Here is a 21,848-nt window from a genome sequence, read left to right on the forward strand (position 1 = left end):
CGCCCCACCGCAAATCCCATCGTCGCCCCCGTCCGCGGCGGACGGCAGGCCTTCCGATGCGCGCGCAGTTCGTCGGCGAAACGATAACCGTGGAGCTTGCCGACATCGCCGGCCGGCCCCCGACCGCAATCGAGTGGCGCGGTGAGCGCCATGCGGTCGAGCTCGTCGAGGCGACCTGGCACGACGCAAGCTGGGGGCCGCTGCGGGCGCCAGTGAAACGCTGGTGGCAGCGCCGCCATCGCACGTACTTCCAGCTGCGGGTGCCGGGCGGCCGCATCTTCGAGGTCTATCACGACCGTGGACTCGATCGCTGGGTGCTGTACCGCATCCTGCATCCGCAGCCCGAGCCCTAGCCGCCGGGGTAGCACGCCGCGAAGAACTCGCGCAGCGTCCCCGCAAACTCGGCGCGCGTGAGCTGGGTCCAGGTCATCTGATCGCCGTAGGAGTAGTAGAGCAGCACCCGCCCCTCGAACTCCGCCAGGTCCGGGTCCGAGGCATTGCAGCACTCCGCATGTCCCGGCGCGAGGATGGGGTTGCGCGGGCTCGGCTGCCATTGTCGGAGATCCCGGGAGCGCGTCATGAAGGTCTCGAACGCCCAGTGCGGCGTACGCCGTTCCAGATACATCATGTAGTACCAGCCGTCCACATGGCGCAGGCACGGGCACGCGGTATAGCGATCGCTCCCGTAAACGACCTCCGGCAGCTTGCGCCAGTCAACGAGGTCGTGCGATTCCGCAAACTTGATGGTGAATGCGGGCCACCGCGGGTCGTTGCTCTCGTACGACATCACGAACCGATCCCCCGCCCGGCATACCGACTGGTTGAACAGCTGCTCGTCGGGGTTCTCGGCGATGACCACGCGCGGCTCGCTCCAGGTCACCAGGTCACGGGAGCTGAACTCGCTTACATCGTGCCACCGGCCGTCCTGACTGCGCGCGCCATACACGTAGAGCGTATCCTGCCAGGCGAACGCCGAGGCGAGGGAGTATCCCCGGCCGAAGGTGCTCACCACGCGACCCTCGGCCAAGTCCCGCAGCTCCAGGTAATGCGCCGCCGGGTCATCGGTCGAGGGCGGCCGAATGTTGACCAGCAGCAGCCGCCGTCCCTGCCCGCCGTGAACAGAGTCGAAGGGCCACACCAAGGGCGTCGCTTCGCAGACGGGCCCGTATTTCGCCCCCGTCTTTACCAGCCCGGGCACCCCCGAGCCGCCGATCTCATCCCGTTGCGTCATCCAGTCCTCCTCGCTGGCTGCAAGCTCGGCCTACTGCTGCAGCACGATGATGGAATCCACTTCATCCGGCGGCGTGGGATAGCGTCCGCAGGTGATCTGCGAGCCCGGGCTCCTCCGGGCGGAAACACCCGCGCCGCCCACGATTCCCGGCGCGGATGTAGGGGGGAATCCCGTGCGATCTACTCTGTATAGGGTATCGGCTCCTTGCCGATGAACTCGCACTTGCGCTCGCGGTAGTAGACGAAATCTTCCCACGAGACGTCCGGCGGCACCAGGTGATCGGTATGGGGAATGAAGCCGCCGCCGGCGAGCAGGGGCCGCAGGCGGTCGAACTCGCGGTCTATGGCCTCCTTGCCCGCGGCCAGCGCCCGCTTGTCGAAGCCGCCGCGCAGGGGAGCCCGCACACCGAACTGCTCGCGGATCTTGTAGGCGTCGGTGTGCGCCGCCTCCAGCGGGAACATGACGCTGACGCCGCCCTCGATCCATGCCGGCACCAGCTGGTGGATGTTGCCGTCGCAGTCCACCATATGGAACTCGCACCCGCACTCGCGGCGCAGGAATTCGGTGGTGCGCTTGCACTGCGGCACCGCGTACTGTTGGAACCAGCGCGGCGACACCAGCGGGCCCTTCTTGTAGCACATATCCTCCCACCACCAGCCCAGGTCCAGGCGGCATTTGCCGGCGACCCTCTCGTACACGCTGAGCTTCAGTTCGGTGAGATGGGTTATCATCTCGGCCACCCATTCGGGATCCTCGGCGATGGCGATGGAGATGTTCTCGACGCCCATCCAGTTGCGCAGCAGCCCGTAGACCGAGCCGCAGTTGGCGGCGACGGGATAGTCGGCGTCGAGGGTGCGACGGCAGCGGTCATCAATGTCATCCGGTATCCTGCCCGGCGTGTCGGGGTTGAGGCGCTCATCGCGGATGAGCTCCCAGTCCGCGCGCGTCTCCAGCGCGTGGCGCAGGTAGCGGGGGATGGACGCGCCCAGCTCGGGTTTCATCATCTCCGAGACGGCTCCGTCGAGATCCTGGACGATGACGTGGTCGCCCTTCTCCTCCAGCACCTTACGCTCGAATGCCGGGAACAGGGCAATGTTGATCCCAAGCGTGGGGCCGAAGTCCTTTTCGTCGGTGTGGAAGTAGCACTGGATGCTCCCCCAGACGCCGCCCAGGCCGGCGGGCAATCCCTCCTGCTCCCAGCGGTTGATCGTTTGCTCCCAGGCGCCGAACTCGTAATCGGGCACCCGGTCAACAGGCTCAAAGCGCAGCGTCGCCAGCAAGCGTTCCCGATGTGTCACGGTGACCCCCGAGGAGAAAGATGTTGGTGTCGGTCCTCAGCGATGATCGGGCGGGCCCGGGGTCAATCGGGGAGCAGTCCTGGTCTGCCCGCCCTTCCATACTGATCGGTCCTGCGCGTCATGCGAGGGTGCTCACGCCGAGCCACAAAGGCCCGCATGCGAAAAACTCTTCTCCGCGCCAGGATCGCTCCCCTGCCCGGCGCCGCCGATCTCATCCCGTTGTGTCATCCAGTCCTCCTCGACGGGCTCCAGGCCACTCTACTGCTCCAGCACGATGATGGAATCCACTTCATCCGGCGGCGCGCACGGCAGGTGGATGGTGATCCCCTCCGGCGCCGCGTCGCATCGCAGCGGCTTCCCGCCAAGCCACCGCGCCGCGCTCACGGGCTGCTCGATCCCCGGCAGCCACAATCGCTCGCCCGGCCATTCGAGAACGTGCAGGTAGATCGTCTCTCCCCTGACCACCGGCCAGCCCCACGCCTGGGCCGGCGTGCCCAGGGGGCGTGTATCATATACCGCCTCGCCGTGTTTGCGCAGCCAGGCGCCCACCACTTCCAGTGGTCGGGCGTCTTCGGGGTTGACTGCGCCCGACGCGAGCGGCCCCTGGTTGAGCAGGTAGTTGCCCCCGCGCCCCACCACTTCCACCAGCCGCCGGATAAGGGTGAGCGCGTCCTTGCGATTGGCGTCCGTCGGATTATGGAACCATGACCCGCCGATGGTGTCACACACCTCGAACGGCCACGCCTCCGGCTGCGGCCCCCCGCCCTCAGGGAACAGTTCGTAATCGAGCACCTGGCCCTCATCGTCCAGGAACACCCGGCGGTCGAAAGTCTGCTCCGCGCCATCCCAATCCCGCGACGATACCAATGTCTCCGGCCAGCGTGCGCGCACGAACGCCTCGACTTCCGCCATCGGGTAGCGGTAGCTCGCCCCGTTCCACGGCCCGGGGTCGAGCCAGAAACCGGCGAGGGGGCCGTAATCGGTTGCCAGCTGCTCCAACTGGGAGAGGAGGTGCTGCATGAACCGCTGCCAGGCGGCGGCATCCAGCGGCCGGCAGTCGGGATGATGCAGGTCCGGCAGCGACAGGTAGGCGAACAGGGGCATGTCGCGGCGGTGGCACTCATTAGCCAGCGAGCGCAGGAAATCGCGCCGCGGGCCGAGCATCGCCGTGTTGTAGTCGCTGTGGCGGGAGGCGTAATTGGCAAACCCCAGGTGGTGCTTGGTGGTGAAGCAGATGTAGCGCTGGCCCGCACGCTCCGCCAGGTCCACCCAGGCGGCGGGGGCAAACGACCTTCCCAGCCGGTCGAGCTCCGTCCCCAGCGACCGGGCGTCGAAATCAGCCGCCGACCACGGCAGCGCCGGCGGCGCCAGTTCCGGGCGGTGGGTGATGATGGATTCCACCCCCCAATGGATGAACATCCCGAACTTGCGGTCCTTGAACCACTCCTGGCGCGCCGACAGCGGAGGCCGCTTCGGCGCCGCGACCCGCCGAATGCCGGGGCTTACCGGCATCCCCTCGCGGCCGTACACCCACGGCGGCTGGTCAGGCTGGCTCCCGGCTGTGGTCTTCCGCGTCACGGCAGCTGCGCCGCGCCGGCGAGACGATTCGACGCAATGCCGAGCCCGTCGCCAAGCGTTAAGGAGAGGTCAGCCTCGATCCGCCGCTGGCCTTTGGGCAGGGTCGCCACCCCTTCGATTGCGCGCACCTGGTATTCCTGGTTGGCGTCGAACTTGAACTGCATCAGTTCTAGTCCTTGGCGGGATGCGGGGGAAGCAGCGCGTCAAGCTGCTTCGTCAGTTGCGGAAGGTAATCGCAAATCAGCACCCACATGTTCCCCTGCCGTATCTCGCCGTATTCGTGGGTGAGGACATGCCGTTGTGCGATGATGCGTCGCCAAGGGATCTCAGGATGGGCCTCCCGGAAGTCGGAAGAGACGCTGCGCGCGGCCTCGCCGATGATCTCCACCAGCCGCTCGACGGCTAGCTGAAGCTTGCGATCGCGCAGGTATCTCTCCGCATCATAGCCGGCCGCGAACTCCAGCGCGGTCTTGGCCGCATCCAGCATATCCCAGAGGTATCCCGCGTCCTTCTCGTCAAGCTGCATGGATCACCTCGCGGGTGCGCAGAATGGCATGCCGGCGGAACGGGTTCCGCAACCCCGCTTTATCTACCAGATCTACCTGTCGCCCAAGAATCGCCTCAAGCTCCTCAATCATGTCCACCCACCCGAACGCATCCCAGGGAGCGTCCTCCTCAAGCTCGACTAGTACGTCCACGTCGCTGTCCGGGTGAAAATCCTCCCGCAGCGCCGAGCCGAAGATGGATAGTTCCTTAACCCTCCACTTCCGACAAAACCCCTCAATGCGCCCTCGATCCACCGCGATAGCAAGTGGCATCTCTCACCTCCGCTAGATCGTCTTCAGCCGCTGTTCTTCACCCGCCCACCTTGCCCTCGGCAAACGTCTCCAGGAAGATCTCCCACAGTCGCTCGACCTGGTCGGCGATCAGGTCGGGTGAGGTCACAGCCACCTTCTCAGGGCCTCTCATGGCGGATTCCTTGGCGTACTAGAACCTGCTCCTCGGAGCAGGGCGTTGGCTTCATCTTACCGTCAACCCGCGATGCAGCGCAAGGCGCCGCGGGACCACGCGTGGTCGAGCGCAGCTCCGCGGCCAGGGCAGCCGCAGTCGCGTTGCCGGCTGAGTGGCCCGCGTGGGGTGAATGATCACCCCTTCTCCGCCCGCAGGCGGGGGAAGTAGAGCCCGCGCAGCAGCTTCGCGTTGCCCGGGCTGGGGGGGCTGAAGATCATCAGCCGCGCCTGCGCCGCCAGCACCTGCTCCACCAGCTCTCGCGTCAGCGTGGGGTCGCCGTTGTTGCACAGCAGCCCGATGGTGTTGCTGATGTTGTAGCCGGAGATGAAGTAGCGCAGGTACTCCGGCTCCAGGTAGCGGCCTTCCTGCGCCTCGCCCCGGAAGTTGTAGTCGCCCCAGGTGTCAATGAACGGGCAGTAAAGGAAGGGGCACCACCCCTTGACATACCCGGCCCCCGGCGGATTGCCGGTGGTATGCAGCATCAGCATGCGGTCGTCGCCCAGTATCTCGCGGGCCTTGCGCACCAGGTAGTAGGAGCGCGCTACCGAGCCCAGGTAGAGGCCGTCGAAATAGAGCCCGTCGGGGGCGATCGCTTCGGTATTCAGCAGGCGCTTGATTTCGGCGAGATACACTTCGACGTTCTCCCCGTCCGCGACCCCGGGGATAATCATCGCCTCGGGGTACTGGTCGGCCCACGGTTCGTAGCGGCTGCCGCGGTAGAAGTAAAAGGGGGAGGCATAGACGAAAATCCGCATCCCCAACTCGTGCGCCCAGCGAATCGTCCGCGCCCAGCGGCGGGAATGTCGCGGCTCGAACTCCATGTTCCAGCGCTTCCACCACTGCATCTCGTTGGCCGGCAGCAGGACCTTGCCCCAGCGCGCGATGTCCTCCATTTCCGGCCGCTCCCAATACGGGTGCTTGACGCTTACCGGCGGGTGGCATACCACCACCTCCTCGTCGGCGCGCTTTTGCGGATAGGGCTTGGGAGGGAAGATGCCGACCAGCAGCACGTCCGCGGGCTGCAGGAAGAAGATCGCCCCGCGCGGCGTCTCCCTCAACGCGCCGTCCCCTATCACGTAGGCGCCGAAGCCGCCGTCGGGATCGAGGCGCATGAGGTTGGCCAGCCACACGCTGCGCAGCTCAGGCTCGATGTGGCAGTGGAGGGTCACCTCGGCTCCCCGCCGCGTAGAGATGTGCAGCAGCGAATCGCAGTTGACGCGCAGGGTGGTTCTGCCCCGGTCCGCCCGCAGGATGAGGGCGCCCGAACCCTCGGCCGCCACCCGCATCCCCGTCAACCGGGCGGGCGCGACCTGTACTGTGACCACGCGCCGCGGACTCGGCAGCCGCGCACGGCAGACGATGCGCCCCTTCGTCGCGTCAATCTCGAACACCGCCCCCGTGGTCACGATCCGGGCGCTCTGCGCACGGACCTGCGCCTCCTCCACCCCCATTCCCCACGCCGCCTGCATGAAGTTGCGCGGCGACAGCATGAGTTGCCGCTCATCCGGCGTTCTCTCGGTCCTGGTCGTTGCCATTTCAACCGTCCCCTATCCTGTGATGATCGTGGTCATTCCGGCGTCGGCGGCTGCTCGAACAGCAGCAGGTGCATACTCCAGGGCGCGACCTCGGGCACTGCGACGCGCCGGTACCCCGGCTCCGGCGTAGGCTCAGTTTCCAACCACGCCGTCTTCCCCTCCATCGGCACATGCTCGACCTCACCCGGCGGCATCCGTAGCCGCAGCGCCAGCTCGGGCTGCGGGTCGAGCGAGGCATTGAGCACCACCACCGCCGCCCGGCCGTTCGCGCCCGCGCGCGCCCACGTGCCGCGCGACGGCCGCCTCTCGTGCCCGCGAGCTGCGAGGGGGATGGGGAGGGCGGCACTACGCGGCGGGCGGCACTTGCTCGAGATAGACGCCGTCGGCGCGAAGCACATCCTGCAGCCCGGCGACCTCCAGCTCGGTCATCTCGATCCCGGCCTGCAACGCCAGCGCCGCCGCCGTGCCCACCCCCTGGCCCATGACCATGCAATGAGACTGAAGCCGCACCGACGCAAGCCCTTCGTGGGTCGCGGAGGCGCACCGGCCGGCGACTGCCAGATTGGGAAGGTCGTCGTTCAGGCACATCCCCAATGGGATATGGTAGCTTTGCCCGGCGGGAAGCATGATGCTCTCGTTTCTGTCGTGCCATGTACTGTAGCCCGAACCGAGGGGGTCGTGGATGTCGATCCCCCAGAAGCCGTGGCCGACCGCATCGGGCTGCTTCCGGGCGGAGAGGACCATGTCGGCGTCCAGAGTCTTCCGACCCTTGATCCGGCGCGACTCGCGGACCCCCAGGGCGAAACCGGTCTGCTCGACCTCCACCTGCTCGAAGCCGGGGATCCGGCGCCGCATGAAGCCGACGTATTCGTGCGCCTGCCGCCGCGCGCGCGCCGTGAGCGCTGTCAGCTCCTCCTCGTCGAGCGGGTCGCCGGCGACGGGGCTCATGTTCGCCATCTGCCGATTCTTCGCGTGGCGACAGGGGTTGAATGCAGGCCCATAGGGAGGGAGATCGCCTGCACGGCTGAGCGCCCGCATCTCTTCGCCGATCGCCTCCATCTCCTCGTCGGTCATCGCCTGCCGCCTGCACTCATCAATCCCGCACAGGCGATACACCATGGTCATTCCCTGGACGCGACCGTCGGCTCGCCGCCCGTATTCGAATCCCAGCCCGGCCTTGGCGGCGACGTCTCCGTCACCGGTGGCATCAATGACGATCCCAGCCGTCACCGCGCGGCGGCCAGCCTTGGTGTCGGTCAGGACGCCGCGGATTCTCCCCTCCTCGATCACGGGATCGCCGGCCACCAGATTGCAGATCGTCCGCACGCCGGCTTCCTGCAGCATCTCATGCCAGACCACCTTGAGTCCTTCCGGCTCGACCCAATGGGTCTCGTAGAGGTGAGGGGTGCGCGGAAACCAGCGCGCCCAACCGCGCTCGTGCAGCCGTCTGGCGGACTCATCTACCAGCCCGAAGATGACCAGCTTCTCGCGATCACTCCGCACCCAATGGTTGACCAGGGCCGCCGTCCCCATGCCCCCTACGCACGGCCAGCGCTCAAGCAGCACGACCTCGGCCCCGTGGCGGGCCGCCGCGATCGCGGCGGCGACCCCGGCAGGACCGCCGCCGCAGACGAGAACATCACATTGCGCCAGGACCGGTGTTTCTGCCTGCGGTACGATTACGTGCATGGCGTTCGCTCCCGTGCGCAGCCCTCGCCTCCGCTCCGTGCCCCGAGGGCGGCGAATGGATCTTGGCAAGGAGCTGCGTCGCGCTCCCAAGTCGTCTCGGCGGAGCCCGGCCAGACCGCGTGCGCCGCCTGCTCGATGAGCGCGTGCAGCCGGTCAATCGTGCCCCGGTTATGTTCCAGCCAGGTCCGCCGCAGCAGCCGCTCCTGCTCCAGCCAGTATGCCGGATGTACTCTCAGTGCGGTTATCATCTCGCGCCTCCCCAACTGCTATGGATGCACGGCCACGCCCTGGGGCGCGGGGGCGATGCGCGGAGACCGCCGTTTCGCCGCTCGCGCCGGGATGCCTTCTGCAACTTGGCGCGGCAGGACAGCCGGTCAGCGGCGGCTAGTAGCGAGCGGTTAGAGCTGCCCAGGCGCATGTGCGCCGGCGAGGAGGGAGTCCGATGCGAAAGGCATGTATCGTCGCACTCTTGGTGGTTGCCTTGGCGACGGGGCTGCTGGCCTTCACGGCCGGCGCGGAGGTCTCGGCACCGACTAAGGTGACGCCCAAGATCATCGCCGCCCCTGCGGCCAAGGTTCTCGCGCCGCCTACGGCGAGCATCCAAGCGAGTTTCCAGGGCTTGGTAGCCAAGCAGAGCTGGCCCCGGGACCAGCAGCAGGCGGTGCTGGGGGCATTCGCCAAGCTGCCCGCCGGCATGCAGCAGGCGGTCGCCGCCAGCCGCGACCGCGGCGTGGCGAGCAAGCTGGGCGTGGCGGCCATGCGCTTCGACCGCTCCATCATCGCCCGCCCGCCCTTCGCCATCAAGTTGCCGCATGTCACCAGCGTGTGGCCGGCCAGCGGCGACGGCGCGCCCCACAGCTACCTGCTGGTGTACGGCATCGGCATGAACGCCGACTGCGAGGTCTGGTTCGACGGGGCGGCGCGCACTACCCACTACATGCCCTGGGGCGAGGATTGGGGCGATTGCATCGGCTGCGAGATCCCGGCGCTGGCGCTGGCGCACGACTACGACCTCTACGTCAAGGACACCGCCGCCGACCGCGCGGGCAATCATCTCAACTACCGGGTGGTGGCGCCGCGCAGTTGGCGCGGGTGGCACGGCTGGAAGTTCGCCAATTTCGGCGAGCCCAACCCGCCGGGGATGCCGTGGGAGAACTTCCGCCACTACTTCGGCGCCGACGAGGTGGAGGACGGCGCCGGGCATCACCTGCCCGCGGCCCAGGCGTGGTTCGACAGCACCTACCGCGGCGTGGGCCGCGGCGGCAACTGCTTCGGCATGACCCTGCGCGCCATCCGCACCCTGTTTTGGCAGCCGTGGTCGGCCCACCAGTCGTGGTGGAACGGCCACCGCCTCGCGCGCGCCTGGAGCTACGACTTCGTCAACGAGGTGCACCGCACCGTCAACGAGGACCAGGCGGCCCAGCTCGAGGCCAGCATCATGGCCAACCGCCAGTGGCTGCTCGACAACCAGGACCATAACCAGGCGTGGGAGCGCTGCCGCACCCTCATCGGCCAGCTCGGCGCCGGCAACCAGCCCCTGCTCAGCATCTACGGCCCCGGCTGGGGGCACTGCGTCTGGCCCTATCGCACCGAGGAGGTCGGCAACACCCGCCGCATCTTCATCTACGACAATAACGTCCCCTACGCCGAGGACGAGACCGCCGATGGCACCCGGGTAGTCGAGATCAACAAGACCACCGGCGCCCTCACCTGGGGCAGCGCCACCCGCACCATCTGTCGCAGCTACGCCGACTGCACCCCCGCCAACCCCCACCTGCCGACCGAGGCGACCGACGGCGAGGCCGCCACCATGGTCACCCTGGTCCTGGACAAGCCCGGGCGCATCACCCAGATCAGCGATGAGCGCGGGCGCCATTTCTACGTCGCCGGCCGTATCAATACCGATACCAAGACCCGCATCCCCAACGCGGGGCTGTTCCTGCCCGACACCGGCACCACCACCGACCCCGACTTCCCAGCGGTTTACATCTTCCGTCGCGCGCGCGACAAGCAGCTCGACCTCCAGCTCGCCGGCGTTCGCGGCCGCAAGCTGCGCGCGTTCACTCCGGGCGCCGTGTTCGAGGTGGAATCCGGCGGCGATCAGGCGCAGGTGACCCTGGCCCGCCTGCTGACCAACCAGGTCTCGCTGCTGTGGAACCAGGACCAGCCGGCGCAGCTCCGCGCCATCATGCGCGTCGGCCCGCGCCAGGAGCGCGTGATCGGCGTCAAGGTGCTGGAGGGAGCGCGGGGGCTGCGGCTGACGCCCAAGGCGGACCGCAGCGGGGTGACCATCGAGAACCGCACCGGCGCCGCGGTGCGCTACCAGGTTGAGATGCAGAGCTTCCAGGCGGGGCGGGTGCTGACGATGCAGGCCCCGGTGCAGACGCTCGCCACGCAGACCGGGGCGGTGGTAACTCCCGCCAACTGGACGCAACTGCGGGACGTCAACCTCGAACTGCGCAACCTGCGCACCGGCGCCACCATCCGCCGCGAGGTCCTGCGGCCGCAGTAGCCAGGGGCGACGCAAACGCGCAGATCCGGGGGGCGGTTCGCGAGCCGCCCCCACGGCTGCGATGAGCGCATCAGATAGAAACCGGGCGCGCACGCAAGCGCAAGGGCAACATCGCCACCGCCCTGCGCGACCGCGCCGAGCGCCGCTTCAGCATCGCGCGCCTGCAGCCCCCACATGTCGGGGTGTCACCCGCGGAGCCAGGTTGTCACCCCCTCCATTCGCAGCGGCTGGACATAACGCGCGATGCCGGAGGTGACCGCATGCAGCACCTCGCGCTCCGGATCGGCGGCGACGCCGAGAGTTTGGGCATTGGCGTACAGCCGCCGCCGCGCCTCCTTCACCTGCGGATGGGTGAACGTGTAGTGCCCGCAGACGATGGTCACCTCCGCGCGGCGAGCCGGGTCCGCGCGCAGGTCGGCCTCGGTGGTGCCCTTCTCCGCCGGCCGCAGCCACTTGGCCCAGCGCCCGGCGGAGAGCACCTGGTCCTCGACGATGCGCCGCAAGTCCGATGGCGCGACACCGGGGGCGGGGTTCTCGCGCAGGGCGGCCGTCTCGCGGTCGGCGAGGGCCAGCAGGGCCTCCGTCTCGGCGTGACCGAACTCGGGGGCGATGTTGGCGGCGGTGATGCCCAGCTCGGGGTGGGCGCGCAGCACGTCGTCAGGCAAGTAGTCCGCGTTGTGCTCCTTGAAGCCGAGGCCATGCTCGCGCGCGACCCTCGCCAGCCGCCGCGCCGTGGCCGCGTCGAAGACGCCGACGTTGTCCCGCATCTTGAGTAAGGTGCCGGTTTGCCCCACGACGAACGCAGGGCGCGGCAGCCCCTGCGCCTCGAGCTGGCGCAGCAGGTCGGTCAGGAACCCCGCGAAATCGGCCTCGGCCGTCAGCCCGCCGCGGATGTCGTCGGTGCCGATCTCATACGAAACCGGCGGCAGGCCGCGCTCGGTGCGGACGCGCTCGATGGTCTGCACCAGTTCCAGGCTGCGCGCGGCGATGTCCTCCGGGGCGACCGCGCCGCCGGGATCGCGCGTGGGGTCAACATGCAGCTGGTGGAAGCCCGCCGCGAGGTCCGCCAGCAGGGACTCCGTCGCGCTCGCCATGGCCTGCTCCAGAGGCAGGCCGGCGCGCATCTCGTCGTCGCGGAACCAGGGGCCGCCGTGGTCGCGGCAGATATAGAGCAGGCCCTCGAACCCGGCCGCGGCCGCCAGGCGCCGGATGTCCGCGGCGAAGGTCTCCTGCGTCCAGCCCTCGACATAGCCCCCCCCGAACGCGGCGGCATCCACCTGGTTGCGGCTGGCGATCAGCATCACCGGGCAGTCGGCGTCGCGCCCCACCGCAAGCGCCGCGCGCACCACCAGCGCCGACATCGGCCCGACCCCCAGCAGCGTCGGCGCCCATCCCTCCTGCTCATAGCGGCCCAGCAGACGGGCGACGACCTCATTCAGAGTCAAGTCAAGCGGCAACCTGGTTCCCAACTCATGCACCTCCTCGTCGGTAGGGAGAAAGATAAGCCCCGGGCCGCACCGGCATGCCCCGGGGCATGCCGGTGCGGCCCGCGCACTCGCGAGCCGGGTTCTGCGTCATCGGCTCCGCTGCGGGGAGCTAGACGACCTCCATCGTTGACGGCGGCTTGGTGGCGATATTGTAGGTCACGCTGACCACCCCGGGCACCTCCGAGGTCATCCTGGCGGCCAGCTTCTCCAGCACCTCATGCGGCAAGCGCGTCGGCGCCGCCGTGCGCGCGTCAACACTGTCCCAGCAGCGGACCTCGATCTGCAAGCCGAACTCGCGCTTGCCATCGCGCATACCGGTTACGCGGTCCTGGTGCAGAATCGCCATGTACTGGAACGCCTCCGTATGCGACAGCTCCGCTTCGACGATGACGGTCGCCCGCCGCACCGTCTCGATCCTCTCCGGCGTCACCTCGCCAACGACGCGCGCGGCCAGCGCCGGCCCCGGGAACGGTTTGCGGTTGGACACCGATTCCGGCAGCTTCAGTGCCGCGGCGACCTTGCGCACGCCGTCCTTGCGCAACTGCACCAACGGCTCGATAATCGCGTAGCCAAACGCGTCCTGGGGATCAATGCCGAGCTGCGCGAAGACATTGTGCTGGCGCTTGATGCCCGCCACCGTCTCATCCACATCGGTCAGAATCGTTCCCTGGAGCAGGAACTTCGCGCCGCTGTCGCGCACGAGCTTGCCGAAGACATGCTGGTAGAAGGTCTGGGTTATCGCTTCGCGCTTCTCCTCGGGGTCGGTTACGCCTTTGAGCGCGGCGAAGAACTGGTCGCGCGCGTCAACGATCTCGACTATCACCCCCAACCCCGCGAAAAGGTCAACAATGCGCTGGGGTTCGCCTTCGCGCATCAGGCCATTCTCGACGAAATACGTCCTCAGACGGTCGCCCAACGCGCGGTGGCCGAGCATGGTCACCGCCGAGGAGTCCACTCCGCCCGACAGGGCGTTGATCGCGACCCCGTCGCCGACCGTTGCCGCGATCTCCGCCGCCTTGTCGGCGATGAACTGTTCCGCATCCAGCTCGCTCGACTTGATCTCCGTGATGCTCATGAGCAGGTCCTCCGCGTCGTTATGCGGCGATAAGGCGGGCGGTGCGCCCACACCAGTCGGGGCAGCCCGACGGCCCCGGGCCGGAACCATATTCTTGCGACGGCGCGAGGGGGGATTCCTTCCGCGCGCACCTGCCGGGCGCGAAGGCGGGTTAGATCCCCTGCGTTCATCTGCGCGATCCGCGGACGACTCCTATAATGTGAACTCCACGGTTGCGATCTGCTTCGCCTTCAGCGGCAGCGACAATTTGCTCCCGTCAGGGGTCAGGTGCTCCTGCACCTCCTCGTTGAGGTTGAGCAGGGCCGCCGAAGCGATGGGCTTGTACGCCGCCAGGGTCGCGGTCACGTCGTGTGCCGTCGGGTTGTAGATGCGCGCGACCAGCGTCTCCCGATCCTCGGCGCGCTTGAGGGCGCTCAAGGCCACCGCCTCCGGCTCGATCGTCAGCAGGCTCAGCTCCTTGGGCAGATCGCCTCCGTGCTTGCCCGCCTGCGCCACCTCCAGCGGCAAGCTGTGCGACTCCGCCTCGCGATACACGCCCGCGTGCTCCCAGGTGCCGGCGTGCGGGTAGATCGCATAGCGGAACTCGTGCTCGCCCAGCGACTGCGCCAGCGTCATCTCGGGGTAAACGTCCCAGCGATCTATGACCGGCGACTGGCAGAACACGAACCCGCGCATGAGCGTGATCGCCACCGCGCGCTCGGGCCTGTCAATCGCCTCGAACGAGCGCAGCCCGTCATTGATGATCGCCACCCCGACCTCGCCGTCGCTCACGTCCACGAAGCGATGATTGGGATAGATGGGGTTGTCGCGCTCGTAGTAGAGGCTGTCGGGGGTGCGATCAATCGGCCGTTCAATGACATCGAATGCCGCCTCTGCCGCCGACACCTTCGCCGCCACGCCGGTCGGGAACACCGCGCGCAGGCGGTGGTTGCGGCACTGGTTGTCAAAGCGCGTCACGATGTCCACCGCGCGCGCCCCGCGGCGCAGGGTAATCCATGATTCGATGACCAGCGGCTTGCGCTCGGCGGCGCGATGCGCGCCGTCGTCGCGCGTCTCGATCCCTGCGGGAATCTCCATTCGCACCCGCACCCGATAGCGCGCCAGCAGCGCCCCCTCCTGCTCCAGCGCGACCTCGACCGGCGCGCCGTGGCTGGTGATGAGCTCGTCGTGGGCGGGCGCCATGTGCACCCACGAGTGGCCGACCTCGCCGCCATCCTCGAAGTAGTGCAAGCCGTGGTAGGTATGTCCCGTCCGCTTGTCGGTGACTGACAGCGTACCATTGTCGTTGACGCGCACTTGCAGGTGCTCGTTCTCCATCAGGTTGTGGGCGACGACCAAGCTTCCCGGCGCACGGTGCTCGCTGCTGCGCCGCTGCAAGTGGTAGGTCTTGTAGCCGAGCGCGGGCACCTGCTTCGCCCACAGGTGGAGCCGGATGCGGGTTGCGCGCTGCTCCAGGCTGATGTCTTGCAGGTTGCGCACGAGGGTGCCCTGCGGCCAGCGCGCGACCTCCTGCCACGGCGCCTCGTGCCCCTGGGGATCCACGATGGCGAAGCCCTCGTATCCCGATTCGTCGGGCAGGTCCAGCAGCACCGTCACCACTTCAGACCGCGGGAAGGGCGAGGGGTTGAAGACCGTCAGCACCGCCTCCGAGACATCAATGTCGTCGTTGTTGATCCGCCGCTGCAGGTGCTGGAGGCCGCGCCGCATCAGCCCCTCAGACATGATGCGGCACTGGTCGAAGCGGTGCCCCATGTCCTTCTCCATCTGGTCCACGCCGGCGCCGCAAATGGTGTCGTGGGGATGGTTGTGCAGCAGGTACCGCCACGCGATATCGAAGGCGGGCTTGAGGTATTCCGCGCCCAGCGTCCAGGCGAGCGCCGCGAACGGCTCGGCCTTGCGCTGCAGCAAGGTCTCGGCGTGGGCGTTGGCGCGCTTGGTACGGGTGCGGCTCTCGATGACATCGCCGAACAGGTGCGTCCACTTGCCGGTCGCGCCGGGGTCGCGGCTCTCGCCGTGGATGACAAACGGGTGCTTGACCTCCTGGCGCATGCCCGCGAAGTACTCCAGCAGGCTGCTTTGCTTGATGGTGTCGTTGGGCAGGTGGGCCTGGCATTCGGCGATGAGGTCAATCTCCACCGGGTCCGGCTCCGAGGAATCGAACCCCTGCATGGAGGCGATATGGCGCGTGGTGAAATGCTGTGACTCGTCGCGCACCAGCTTCTGCACCTGCTCCGGGATGTACTCGCGCAGGTCGAGTTTCCGCTCGGGGTCAACCACGTAGTAGTGCGCGCGTGGGTGCTGCTCATTGCACAGGCGGAAGGGCAGTGCGCCGCGGTCCCATTCATAGCGCCAGTCGTCGCGCGTCTTGTCGTAGCGCACCATGCGGTAGATATAGAAATAGAAGCTGAACCGCGACAGCGCGCCGAAGCGACACCCCAGCAGCCGCGAGCCGTCCGGTCCCTCCATCACGAACTCCGAGTGCGGGGTGTTGATGCCGCGGTAGAAGACGATGGTATCAATGCCGAAGCCGTGGTAGATCTGCGGCATCTGCGACGTCTGGCCGTAGGAGAAGGGAGTGTAGCCGAGCTTCATCGGCCCGCCCAGCGCCTCCGCCACCCGGTGGCCCACCACCAGGTTGCGCACCAGCGATTCGCCGTTGACGATGTACTCCTCCGGCAGCGAATACCACGGCCCGATCAGCAGCCGCCCCGCGCGCACCTGCTTGACAATGCGCTCGCGGTTCTCCGGCCGCAGCTCCAGGTAGTCCTCCACGCACAGGGTCTGCGCGTCCATCAGGAACGAATGGTAGTCAGGCCGCTGCTCGAGCAGATCCAGGAGATGATCCATGAACTCGACCAGCAGCAGCTGCGTCTCGCGGAAGGGATAGACCCACTCGCGATCCCAGTGGGTGTTGCAGATGACGTGGATGATCTTGCCGTCGGGCATCGGTGTGCAGTTCCCCTTTCACCTTCGGCGCGCAGCGCCGTGGAAGTCAGGCGGTTGACAGTCATGGAGAGCAGTTTCGTTGTGCGCCCGCGCCGGCCCTGCCGCAACCGGTGGCTCCGTACGGCCGGGGCTCTGCCCCCGCCCGTTCCCGCCGGCCGTCGAACACGTGCTCCAGGTTTTGCCCGACCAGCTCTCGCGGGAACAGCCCCCGCGCCGTTTCCCTCGCGACGCGGCCGGGGCAGGCGCCGGCAGGAGGTCGTCCCCGGCCATGGAATTGGGGGACTCACGACCACCCGCAATAGAGGTGATGCGGCGCGGCCGGAACTCCGCGGCGCTTTGCGCCATGGGGTCCCAGGGGCGCCGGTCTCCGCTGCGTGGTCTGAGCTGAAGAAAGGACCTGGAAGCATGAGCAAGCCGATTCGCGTCACGGTGTGGAACGAGTTTCGCCACGAGCGCAAGAGCGCGGACATCGCCGCCATCTACCCGCGGGGGATGCACGGGGCCATCGCGGAGCATTTGCGCGGGCAGGAGGGCTTCGAGGTGCGCACCGCGACCCTCGACGAGCCGGAGCATGGCCTGACGGAGCAGGTGCTGGCCGCCACCGATGTCTTGACGTGGTGGGGGCATACTGCGCACCGAGAGGTGCAGGACGATATCGTGGCGCGGGTGCAGGCGCGGGTGCTGGACGGCATGGGGCTGATCGTGCTGCACTCGGGGCACTTCTCGAAGATCTTTCGCGCGTTGACCGGCACCACGTGCAACCTGCGCTGGCGCGAGGCGGGTGAGAAGGAGCGCCTGTGGGTGGTGGACCGCAGCCACCCCATCGCCGGGGGGCTGGGGGAGTACTTCGAGCTGCCCCACACCGAGATGTACGGCGAGCCCTTCGACATCCCGGCGCCCGACGCGCTGGTGTTCGTGAGCTGGTTTGCCGGGGGCGAGGTCTTCCGCAGCGGCTGCTGCTTCAATCGCGGCCGCGGCAAGATCTTCTACTTCCGGCCCGGGCACGAGACGCTCCCCATCTATCACGACGCCAACGTACTCCGCGTCATCACCAATGCCGTGCGTTGGGCGGCGACGGCGCACGCGGCGCCGCCGACGTTCGGCAATGTCGAGCCGCTGGAGAAGCTGACCGGGGACTGACGGACCTCGGGGCGTGAGCGTGGGGCAGAGCACCCTACGCGCCGAGACCTGCATACCTATACGGTTGCGACCGCCCTGGTCTCGTCGAGGAAAAAACAGCAGGCGGCCCCGGTCTATCAGGGCCGCCTGCGACATGGCATGTTATGTAGCTGCAGCGTCGGGTGGCGGGCTACCAGCGCCGCTCTCGGCCACCACGCCCGCCGCCGCCCCCGCCGCCCCCGCGACCGCCGCGGCCACCACCGCCACCGCCACCGAACCCGCCACCGCCGCCGAAGCCACCGCCCCCGCTGCGCCCGCCGCCGCCGCTGCGCTCGCCGCCGCCGCTGCGCTCGCGCGGACGCGCCTCATTGACAGTCAGCGGGCGACCGCGAAAGTCCTGCCCATTCAGTTCGGCAATGGCACCGTCGGCGTTCTGTTCATCGAGCTCGACGAAGGCGAACCCTCGGTTGCCCATCATGCGCACCTCGGTCAGCGGCTCGAACTTCTCGAACATCTGCCGCACGTCCGCCTCCGTGGTGTCGTAGGGGAAGTTCCCTACATACAGCGTCTTGTTGGGCACGTGCCCTCTCCTCTCGTTCCGTCCCAGCGGAACCCTATAGTCGCGGTCACCGACCGCCTAGCGCTTCGTCCGCTGAACCAGCTGCCGTCTGCTCGACAGTCAGAGAGGACAGGGACGCCTCGCCGCGTGATTCGATTTCCACGCCGGTGGGGGATTACCTCTTGCCCCGTGGCTCATCGTCCGCACATCTGCTGCGCGCCTCAGCGGGAATACGTTCCCACCAGCCGCGCCTGCCCCAGGAGGTGCGGCTGCATCGCCCGCTCCACGTCGGCCGCCCTCGCCCGCAGGGGCAAGTCGAGCGGCGCGTCGAGCGCGTAGAGCGTGAACCGATAGTGGTGCGCCGGCCCCGGCGGCGGCGCCGGCCCGCCGTAGCCGACCTTGCGGAAATCGTTGAGCCCCTGCTTGGCCCCGCCGAGGTCCGACAGCGTCTCCTGGGTGGCGACGCCCTCGGGCAAGGCGGTGCGCGCCGCGGGCAAGTCGTAGAGCACCCAGTGCGTCCACGTGCCGCGCGGGGCGTCGGGGTCGTCCACGATCAGGGCGAGCGAGACGGCGCCCTCGGGCGCGCCCCGCCACGACAGCGGCGGGGAGACGTCGGCCCCATCGGCGGTGTAGCGGGCGGGTATGCGCGCGCCTTCCGCGAAGGCGGGGCTGGTGACGGCAAAGCGCTCTCCCACGGTGCTCACCTCCTCAGGCGGCGTGACCTCGGGGGCGGGCGGCTGTCGCCGGCAGCCGGTGGCCCCCAGGCCGAGTATCGCCGCAACCACGCCGCCGGCGACGATCCAGCGCGTGACTTGGCTCATGCTTCGGCCCTCTTCCACGATCTCATGTCCCCTGCATGCTACCATATCGCAGGCGCACCTGGAAGGGGCCCCATGCGTCAGCGGTCTCCTGGGCGCGGCGGGAATCGCCGGCCGACCCCGCCGTCGGGTCTGGGGGCGGGTGATCCGAACTGCGCACACCCGCGAGCAGGAAAAACTACCGGCGGCAGGTCAAGCCGTGGCCGCCGACGAAAACTGCGCGGAGCTCACCACAAGGAGGTAGTTATGTACCCTGGCGATCTGAGATACACCAGCACTCACCAATGGGCGCGCATAGAGGGCGAAACAGCCACCATTGGCGTCACCCACTACGCTCAGGACCAGATGGGAGATCTGGTGTACGTCGAGCTGCCCGAGGTGGGGGACGACGTCACCGCGGGCGCGCCTTGCGGGCAGGTGGAGTCGGTCAAGGCCGTCAGCGATGTCAATAGCCCGGTGAGCGGCGAGGTGACGGAAATCAACGAGGCCCTGGTGGATGCGCCCGAGACGGTGAACAAGGATCCATACGGCGAGGGCTGGCTTTTCAAGGTCCAGCTCAGCGACGCGTCGGAGGCGGAGGACCTGCTCGACAGCGCCGCCTACCAGGCGTACCTGGCCAAGGAGCAAGCGCCGTAGGGGGGACCCGGCCGCGGGCGATGCTGCCGCCCCGCGACGCCCGGCCGCCGCACGTGCCGATGGGTGTGACTCCAGAAGTGGGAATGCACAAGACATGCCTGGTAGCGCAGCCGTCTCGGCTGCGAGAGGTTGGCAGGCGAGGACGCCTGCCCCACCATAAAGAGTCACACCCGTGCCGATGAAGGCCGGCCTGCCGCCCCTCGTCACCGCTTCATGCGGAGGGGGTAGTCGTAGGTGACTTCCGATCCGCGCTGGCCTCGATTCCGCTCAAGAGCGGTGACGTTATCAAGCCCCCCATCGTCCTTGCCGTCGGGCCCGACGCTGTAGATGAGGTAGCCTGCGCCTGCATGTGCAGGAGTGGCCCTTGGTGGCTGCCCATTCCCAGCCGAGGGCCCTTCGACAGGCTCAGGACGGGCGGGCTGGGCCACATCGGGTCGGTAGATGAAGGGCTTGCCGGAGAACGGATCATCCGGGATCGCCCAGCCGCCGCGGGCTTTCAATTGAGCCAGAGAAGTTGGGTATTCGCCGTGCTCGACCTGGTAGGCCCGCAGCGCCAGCGCCGCCTGCATCATCCCGATCAATGCAATCCCCCTGTCACGCGCCTCCGACGCGCGACTGAAAACCGGGAAGAACGCCCGCGTCCAGATCGCGTATCGCGGGAAGCGGTCCCTTATCGTTTCCTCAAGCCGAACGAAATCCGCTCGGCTGTCCCGAGAGAGTTTCTTGTGGAGCGGCATTGTCTCCTCCCAGCCCCGTATGAAGTACGTTTCATCGAGCTTCAGGAATGGCATCCACACCACACGCGCAAGGGGGAAAAGCGCCCGCAGCGCGAACCTGTGCCGTCGCGCCCATGCTGGGCCCCGGTTCACTCCTGACATCGAGAACATCACCATGAAGTTGTCCGGACTCCGGCGCACGTAATCGAAGCCCCACAGCCCCATGGCTCGCTCTCCCTCCATGCCGTGCAGCCACGAGCCGGTCATGTCCACCTGGCCCAGCAGGTCGTAGAATGCGCGGCTCTCCTGCGCCGTCGGCGGGGCTTTCTCCAGGACCTCGGGGAGACCAGCGGACACGATAGCGATGCACGAGACGCGAACGAGCTGCGCGATCAGCGTCGGCTCGGCGCTCATGTGATTTGACATGCGAATCGCGGTCCCCAGGTCATCGAGCGCCGCGCCTGCGCGCCCGTCGCGGGCGTCCACCAGCGCCTTCGCGACCAGGAAGCGAGTCGCGTTGCGCGCTTGTCCCAAATGGGGGAGCAGCGCCTCGAAGCCCTTCTCCCACTCGACCGGGAAGCGGCACGCGGGGCGCAGAGAAGCCTCTCTGAGCAGCCGGAAGTCACCCTCATGTTGGGCCAAGAACGCCTCGATCTCGGCTTGCGATGGCGGCGGCAGCCCCTTTCCCGGCTGTCCCGAGAACCGCCAGGGCCCATTGTACAAAGCCCTCCGCAAGAAAAGCGTATCCTCCTCGTTCGCCAGCCCATTGAACGCCTTCTGGTAAAGCACGGCGGCGTTCTCCGAGTCCGGAATCTTCGGCGGCGCGGCCTCCGCCGGCGTCAGCGGCGCGCCCTCGGCGCGCAGCCGGGCCAGCTCTCGCCCCAATCGCCGGCTCGCCACGACGTTGAGCACAATGTGGGCGAGAATGAGCAGCGCCAGCAGCGCGGCCGTGTAGCGCCAGGTCTTGCGCCACAACCAGGCCACGCCGTGCGCCGTGTGCCACGGCAATCCAAGCAGCCATCGCGGAGCCGCCCGGAAGGTCGGGAAACGGCTCGCGGCAGACTCGTCGCGGTCGCTCATAGCATGTCCTCCTGCTCCGGCATCGCTGCGAGTATCGCCTGGCGCTGGCGGAACGCCGCCAGCGCGTCTGCGCTTGCCTCGCCGCTCGCCGCCGAGATGCCCACGTTGCCCGTCAGTCGCGCCAGCCGCGCCGACTGGGCGCGATCTATCCCCAGGTCGAGGGCGATCAAGCCCAGCAGGCACAGCGCGTAGGCGAGCGGTCGCGCCCACGTTCGCCGCGTCGCCCGGGCGGCGGCCGCGCGCAATACGCGCTCGCGCACCGCCTCGGGCGGCGCCGCGGTCGGCAGCGCGCGCAGCCGTGCCTCGAATTCCTGCTCCTCATGATTGATCATGGCGATGACTCCCTTGCCAATACCCTTCGCTAACGCTCAGGGTGACATAGAACCTATCCTAAAACTCACACTCCACGGGCATGTCATTCCGAACCCTTCGCATGCCGTCATTCCGAGCGCAACGAGGAATCTGCCCCTGCTCAGGGCAAGCTCCGTGAGGAATCTCGGTTCGGAACGAGATCCCTCGTTGCCGCTCGGGATGACAGTCGGTCGGTTCTTCGGATAG

General features: G+C 67.8%; 21 protein-coding genes. 4 read left to right on the forward strand and 17 right to left on the reverse strand.

Translation table 11 applies throughout. The features are described 5' to 3' along the window. Positions 1-56: 56 nt before the first annotated feature. Positions 57-353 carry a DUF6504 family protein gene (locus VM221_02655; GenBank protein ID HUT73721.1) on the forward strand — a complete coding sequence of 99 codons (297 nt, stop codon included), beginning with the start codon at positions 57-59 and terminating at the stop codon, positions 351-353. On the opposite strand, the gene VM221_02660 is transcribed toward VM221_02655, so the two are convergent. The 10 genes from VM221_02660 to VM221_02705 form a co-directional block, all read right to left on the reverse strand. Further along, positions 350-1,231, reverse strand: a complete 882-nt coding sequence (locus VM221_02660; protein HUT73722.1) for a hypothetical protein — start codon at positions 1,229-1,231, stop codon at positions 350-352. The two genes, VM221_02655 and VM221_02660, sit on opposite strands and share 4 nt — an antisense overlap. 179 nt (positions 1,232-1,410) lie before the next feature. Next, positions 1,411-2,529: a uroporphyrinogen decarboxylase family protein gene (locus VM221_02665; protein ID HUT73723.1), complete on the reverse strand. Its 1,119-nt coding sequence runs from the start codon at positions 2,527-2,529 to the stop codon at positions 1,411-1,413. 258 nt (positions 2,530-2,787) lie between these two features. Continuing rightward, a complete protein-coding gene (locus VM221_02670) occupies positions 2,788-4,107 on the reverse strand; it encodes an alpha-L-fucosidase (protein ID HUT73724.1) in 1,320 nt (439 codons plus the stop codon). Next, positions 4,104-4,271, reverse strand: a complete 168-nt coding sequence (locus VM221_02675) for a hypothetical protein (GenBank protein ID HUT73725.1) — start codon at positions 4,269-4,271, stop codon at positions 4,104-4,106. The genes VM221_02670 and VM221_02675 overlap by 4 nt, the downstream gene beginning before the upstream one ends. A 5-nt stretch (positions 4,272-4,276) precedes the next feature. Then, complete coding sequence (locus tag VM221_02680) at positions 4,277-4,633, reverse strand: HepT-like ribonuclease domain-containing protein (protein ID HUT73726.1); 357 nt, start codon at positions 4,631-4,633, stop codon at positions 4,277-4,279. Further along, entirely contained in the window at positions 4,623-4,925 is a 303-nt protein-coding gene (locus tag VM221_02685) for a nucleotidyltransferase domain-containing protein (protein ID HUT73727.1), read from the reverse strand. Before VM221_02685 ends, VM221_02680 begins: the two co-directional genes overlap by 11 nt. A 327-nt stretch (positions 4,926-5,252) precedes the next feature. Further along, on the reverse strand, positions 5,253-6,653 hold the full coding sequence (locus tag VM221_02690) for a hypothetical protein (protein HUT73728.1): 1,401 nt from the start codon (positions 6,651-6,653) through the stop codon (positions 5,253-5,255). A 32-nt stretch (positions 6,654-6,685) separates the two neighbouring features. Further along, positions 6,686-6,898, reverse strand: coding sequence for a hypothetical protein (locus VM221_02695; GenBank protein HUT73729.1), 213 nt, complete (start codon positions 6,896-6,898; stop codon positions 6,686-6,688). Positions 6,899-6,998: 100 nt separating this feature from the next. Continuing rightward, complete coding sequence (locus VM221_02700; protein HUT73730.1) at positions 6,999-8,342, reverse strand: FAD-dependent oxidoreductase; 1,344 nt, start codon at positions 8,340-8,342, stop codon at positions 6,999-7,001. Continuing rightward, positions 8,333-8,590, reverse strand: coding sequence for a hypothetical protein (locus VM221_02705; protein HUT73731.1), 258 nt, complete (start codon positions 8,588-8,590; stop codon positions 8,333-8,335). The genes VM221_02700 and VM221_02705 overlap by 10 nt, the downstream gene beginning before the upstream one ends. 194 nt (positions 8,591-8,784) lie before the next feature. Here VM221_02705 and VM221_02710 point away from each other — a divergent pair, with 194 nt between their 5' ends. Beyond that, entirely contained in the window at positions 8,785-10,854 is a 2,070-nt protein-coding gene (locus tag VM221_02710; GenBank protein HUT73732.1) for a hypothetical protein, read from the forward strand. A gap of 185 nt (positions 10,855-11,039) precedes the next feature. Here the strand turns inward: VM221_02710 and VM221_02715 are convergent, their stop codons facing one another. The 3 genes from VM221_02715 to VM221_02725 form a co-directional block, all read right to left on the reverse strand. After that, on the reverse strand, positions 11,040-12,323 hold the full coding sequence (locus VM221_02715) for a class II D-tagatose-bisphosphate aldolase, non-catalytic subunit (GenBank protein HUT73733.1): 1,284 nt from the start codon (positions 12,321-12,323) through the stop codon (positions 11,040-11,042). A gap of 127 nt (positions 12,324-12,450) precedes the next feature. Next, complete coding sequence (locus tag VM221_02720; GenBank protein HUT73734.1) at positions 12,451-13,416, reverse strand: asparagine synthase-related protein; 966 nt, start codon at positions 13,414-13,416, stop codon at positions 12,451-12,453. 192 nt (positions 13,417-13,608) lie between these two features. Next, the gene (locus VM221_02725) at positions 13,609-16,362 is read right to left on the reverse strand and encodes a glycoside hydrolase family 38 C-terminal domain-containing protein (GenBank protein ID HUT73735.1); all 2,754 of its coding nucleotides are present in this window, start codon (positions 16,360-16,362) and stop codon (positions 13,609-13,611) included. A 405-nt stretch (positions 16,363-16,767) separates the two neighbouring features. Between VM221_02725 and VM221_02730 the strand changes: the two genes are divergently transcribed. Continuing rightward, positions 16,768-17,502 carry a ThuA domain-containing protein gene (locus VM221_02730; GenBank protein HUT73736.1) on the forward strand — a complete coding sequence of 245 codons (735 nt, stop codon included), beginning with the start codon at positions 16,768-16,770 and terminating at the stop codon, positions 17,500-17,502. A gap of 169 nt (positions 17,503-17,671) precedes the next feature. Here the strand turns inward: VM221_02730 and VM221_02735 are convergent, their stop codons facing one another. Beyond that, a complete protein-coding gene (locus tag VM221_02735; GenBank protein HUT73737.1) occupies positions 17,672-18,061 on the reverse strand; it encodes an RNA-binding protein in 390 nt (129 codons plus the stop codon). A 200-nt stretch (positions 18,062-18,261) separates the two neighbouring features. Then, complete coding sequence (locus VM221_02740) at positions 18,262-18,861, reverse strand: YbhB/YbcL family Raf kinase inhibitor-like protein (protein HUT73738.1); 600 nt, start codon at positions 18,859-18,861, stop codon at positions 18,262-18,264. Positions 18,862-19,104: 243 nt separating this feature from the next. On the opposite strand from VM221_02740, the gene gcvH reads away from it, so the two are divergent. Next, positions 19,105-19,494: a glycine cleavage system protein GcvH gene (gene gcvH / locus VM221_02745; GenBank protein ID HUT73739.1), complete on the forward strand. Its 390-nt coding sequence runs from the start codon at positions 19,105-19,107 to the stop codon at positions 19,492-19,494. A gap of 203 nt (positions 19,495-19,697) precedes the next feature. On the opposite strand, the gene VM221_02750 is transcribed toward gcvH, so the two are convergent. Both VM221_02750 and VM221_02755 read right to left on the reverse strand, forming a co-directional pair. After that, positions 19,698-21,290, reverse strand: a complete 1,593-nt coding sequence (locus tag VM221_02750) for a hypothetical protein (protein HUT73740.1) — start codon at positions 21,288-21,290, stop codon at positions 19,698-19,700. Then, a complete protein-coding gene (locus tag VM221_02755; GenBank protein ID HUT73741.1) occupies positions 21,287-21,622 on the reverse strand; it encodes a hypothetical protein in 336 nt (111 codons plus the stop codon). The genes VM221_02750 and VM221_02755 overlap by 4 nt, the downstream gene beginning before the upstream one ends. Between the last annotated feature and the right edge of the window lie 226 nt (positions 21,623-21,848).

It is taken from the genome of Armatimonadota bacterium, assembly GCA_035527535.1.
Classification (GTDB): domain Bacteria; phylum Armatimonadota; class Hebobacteria.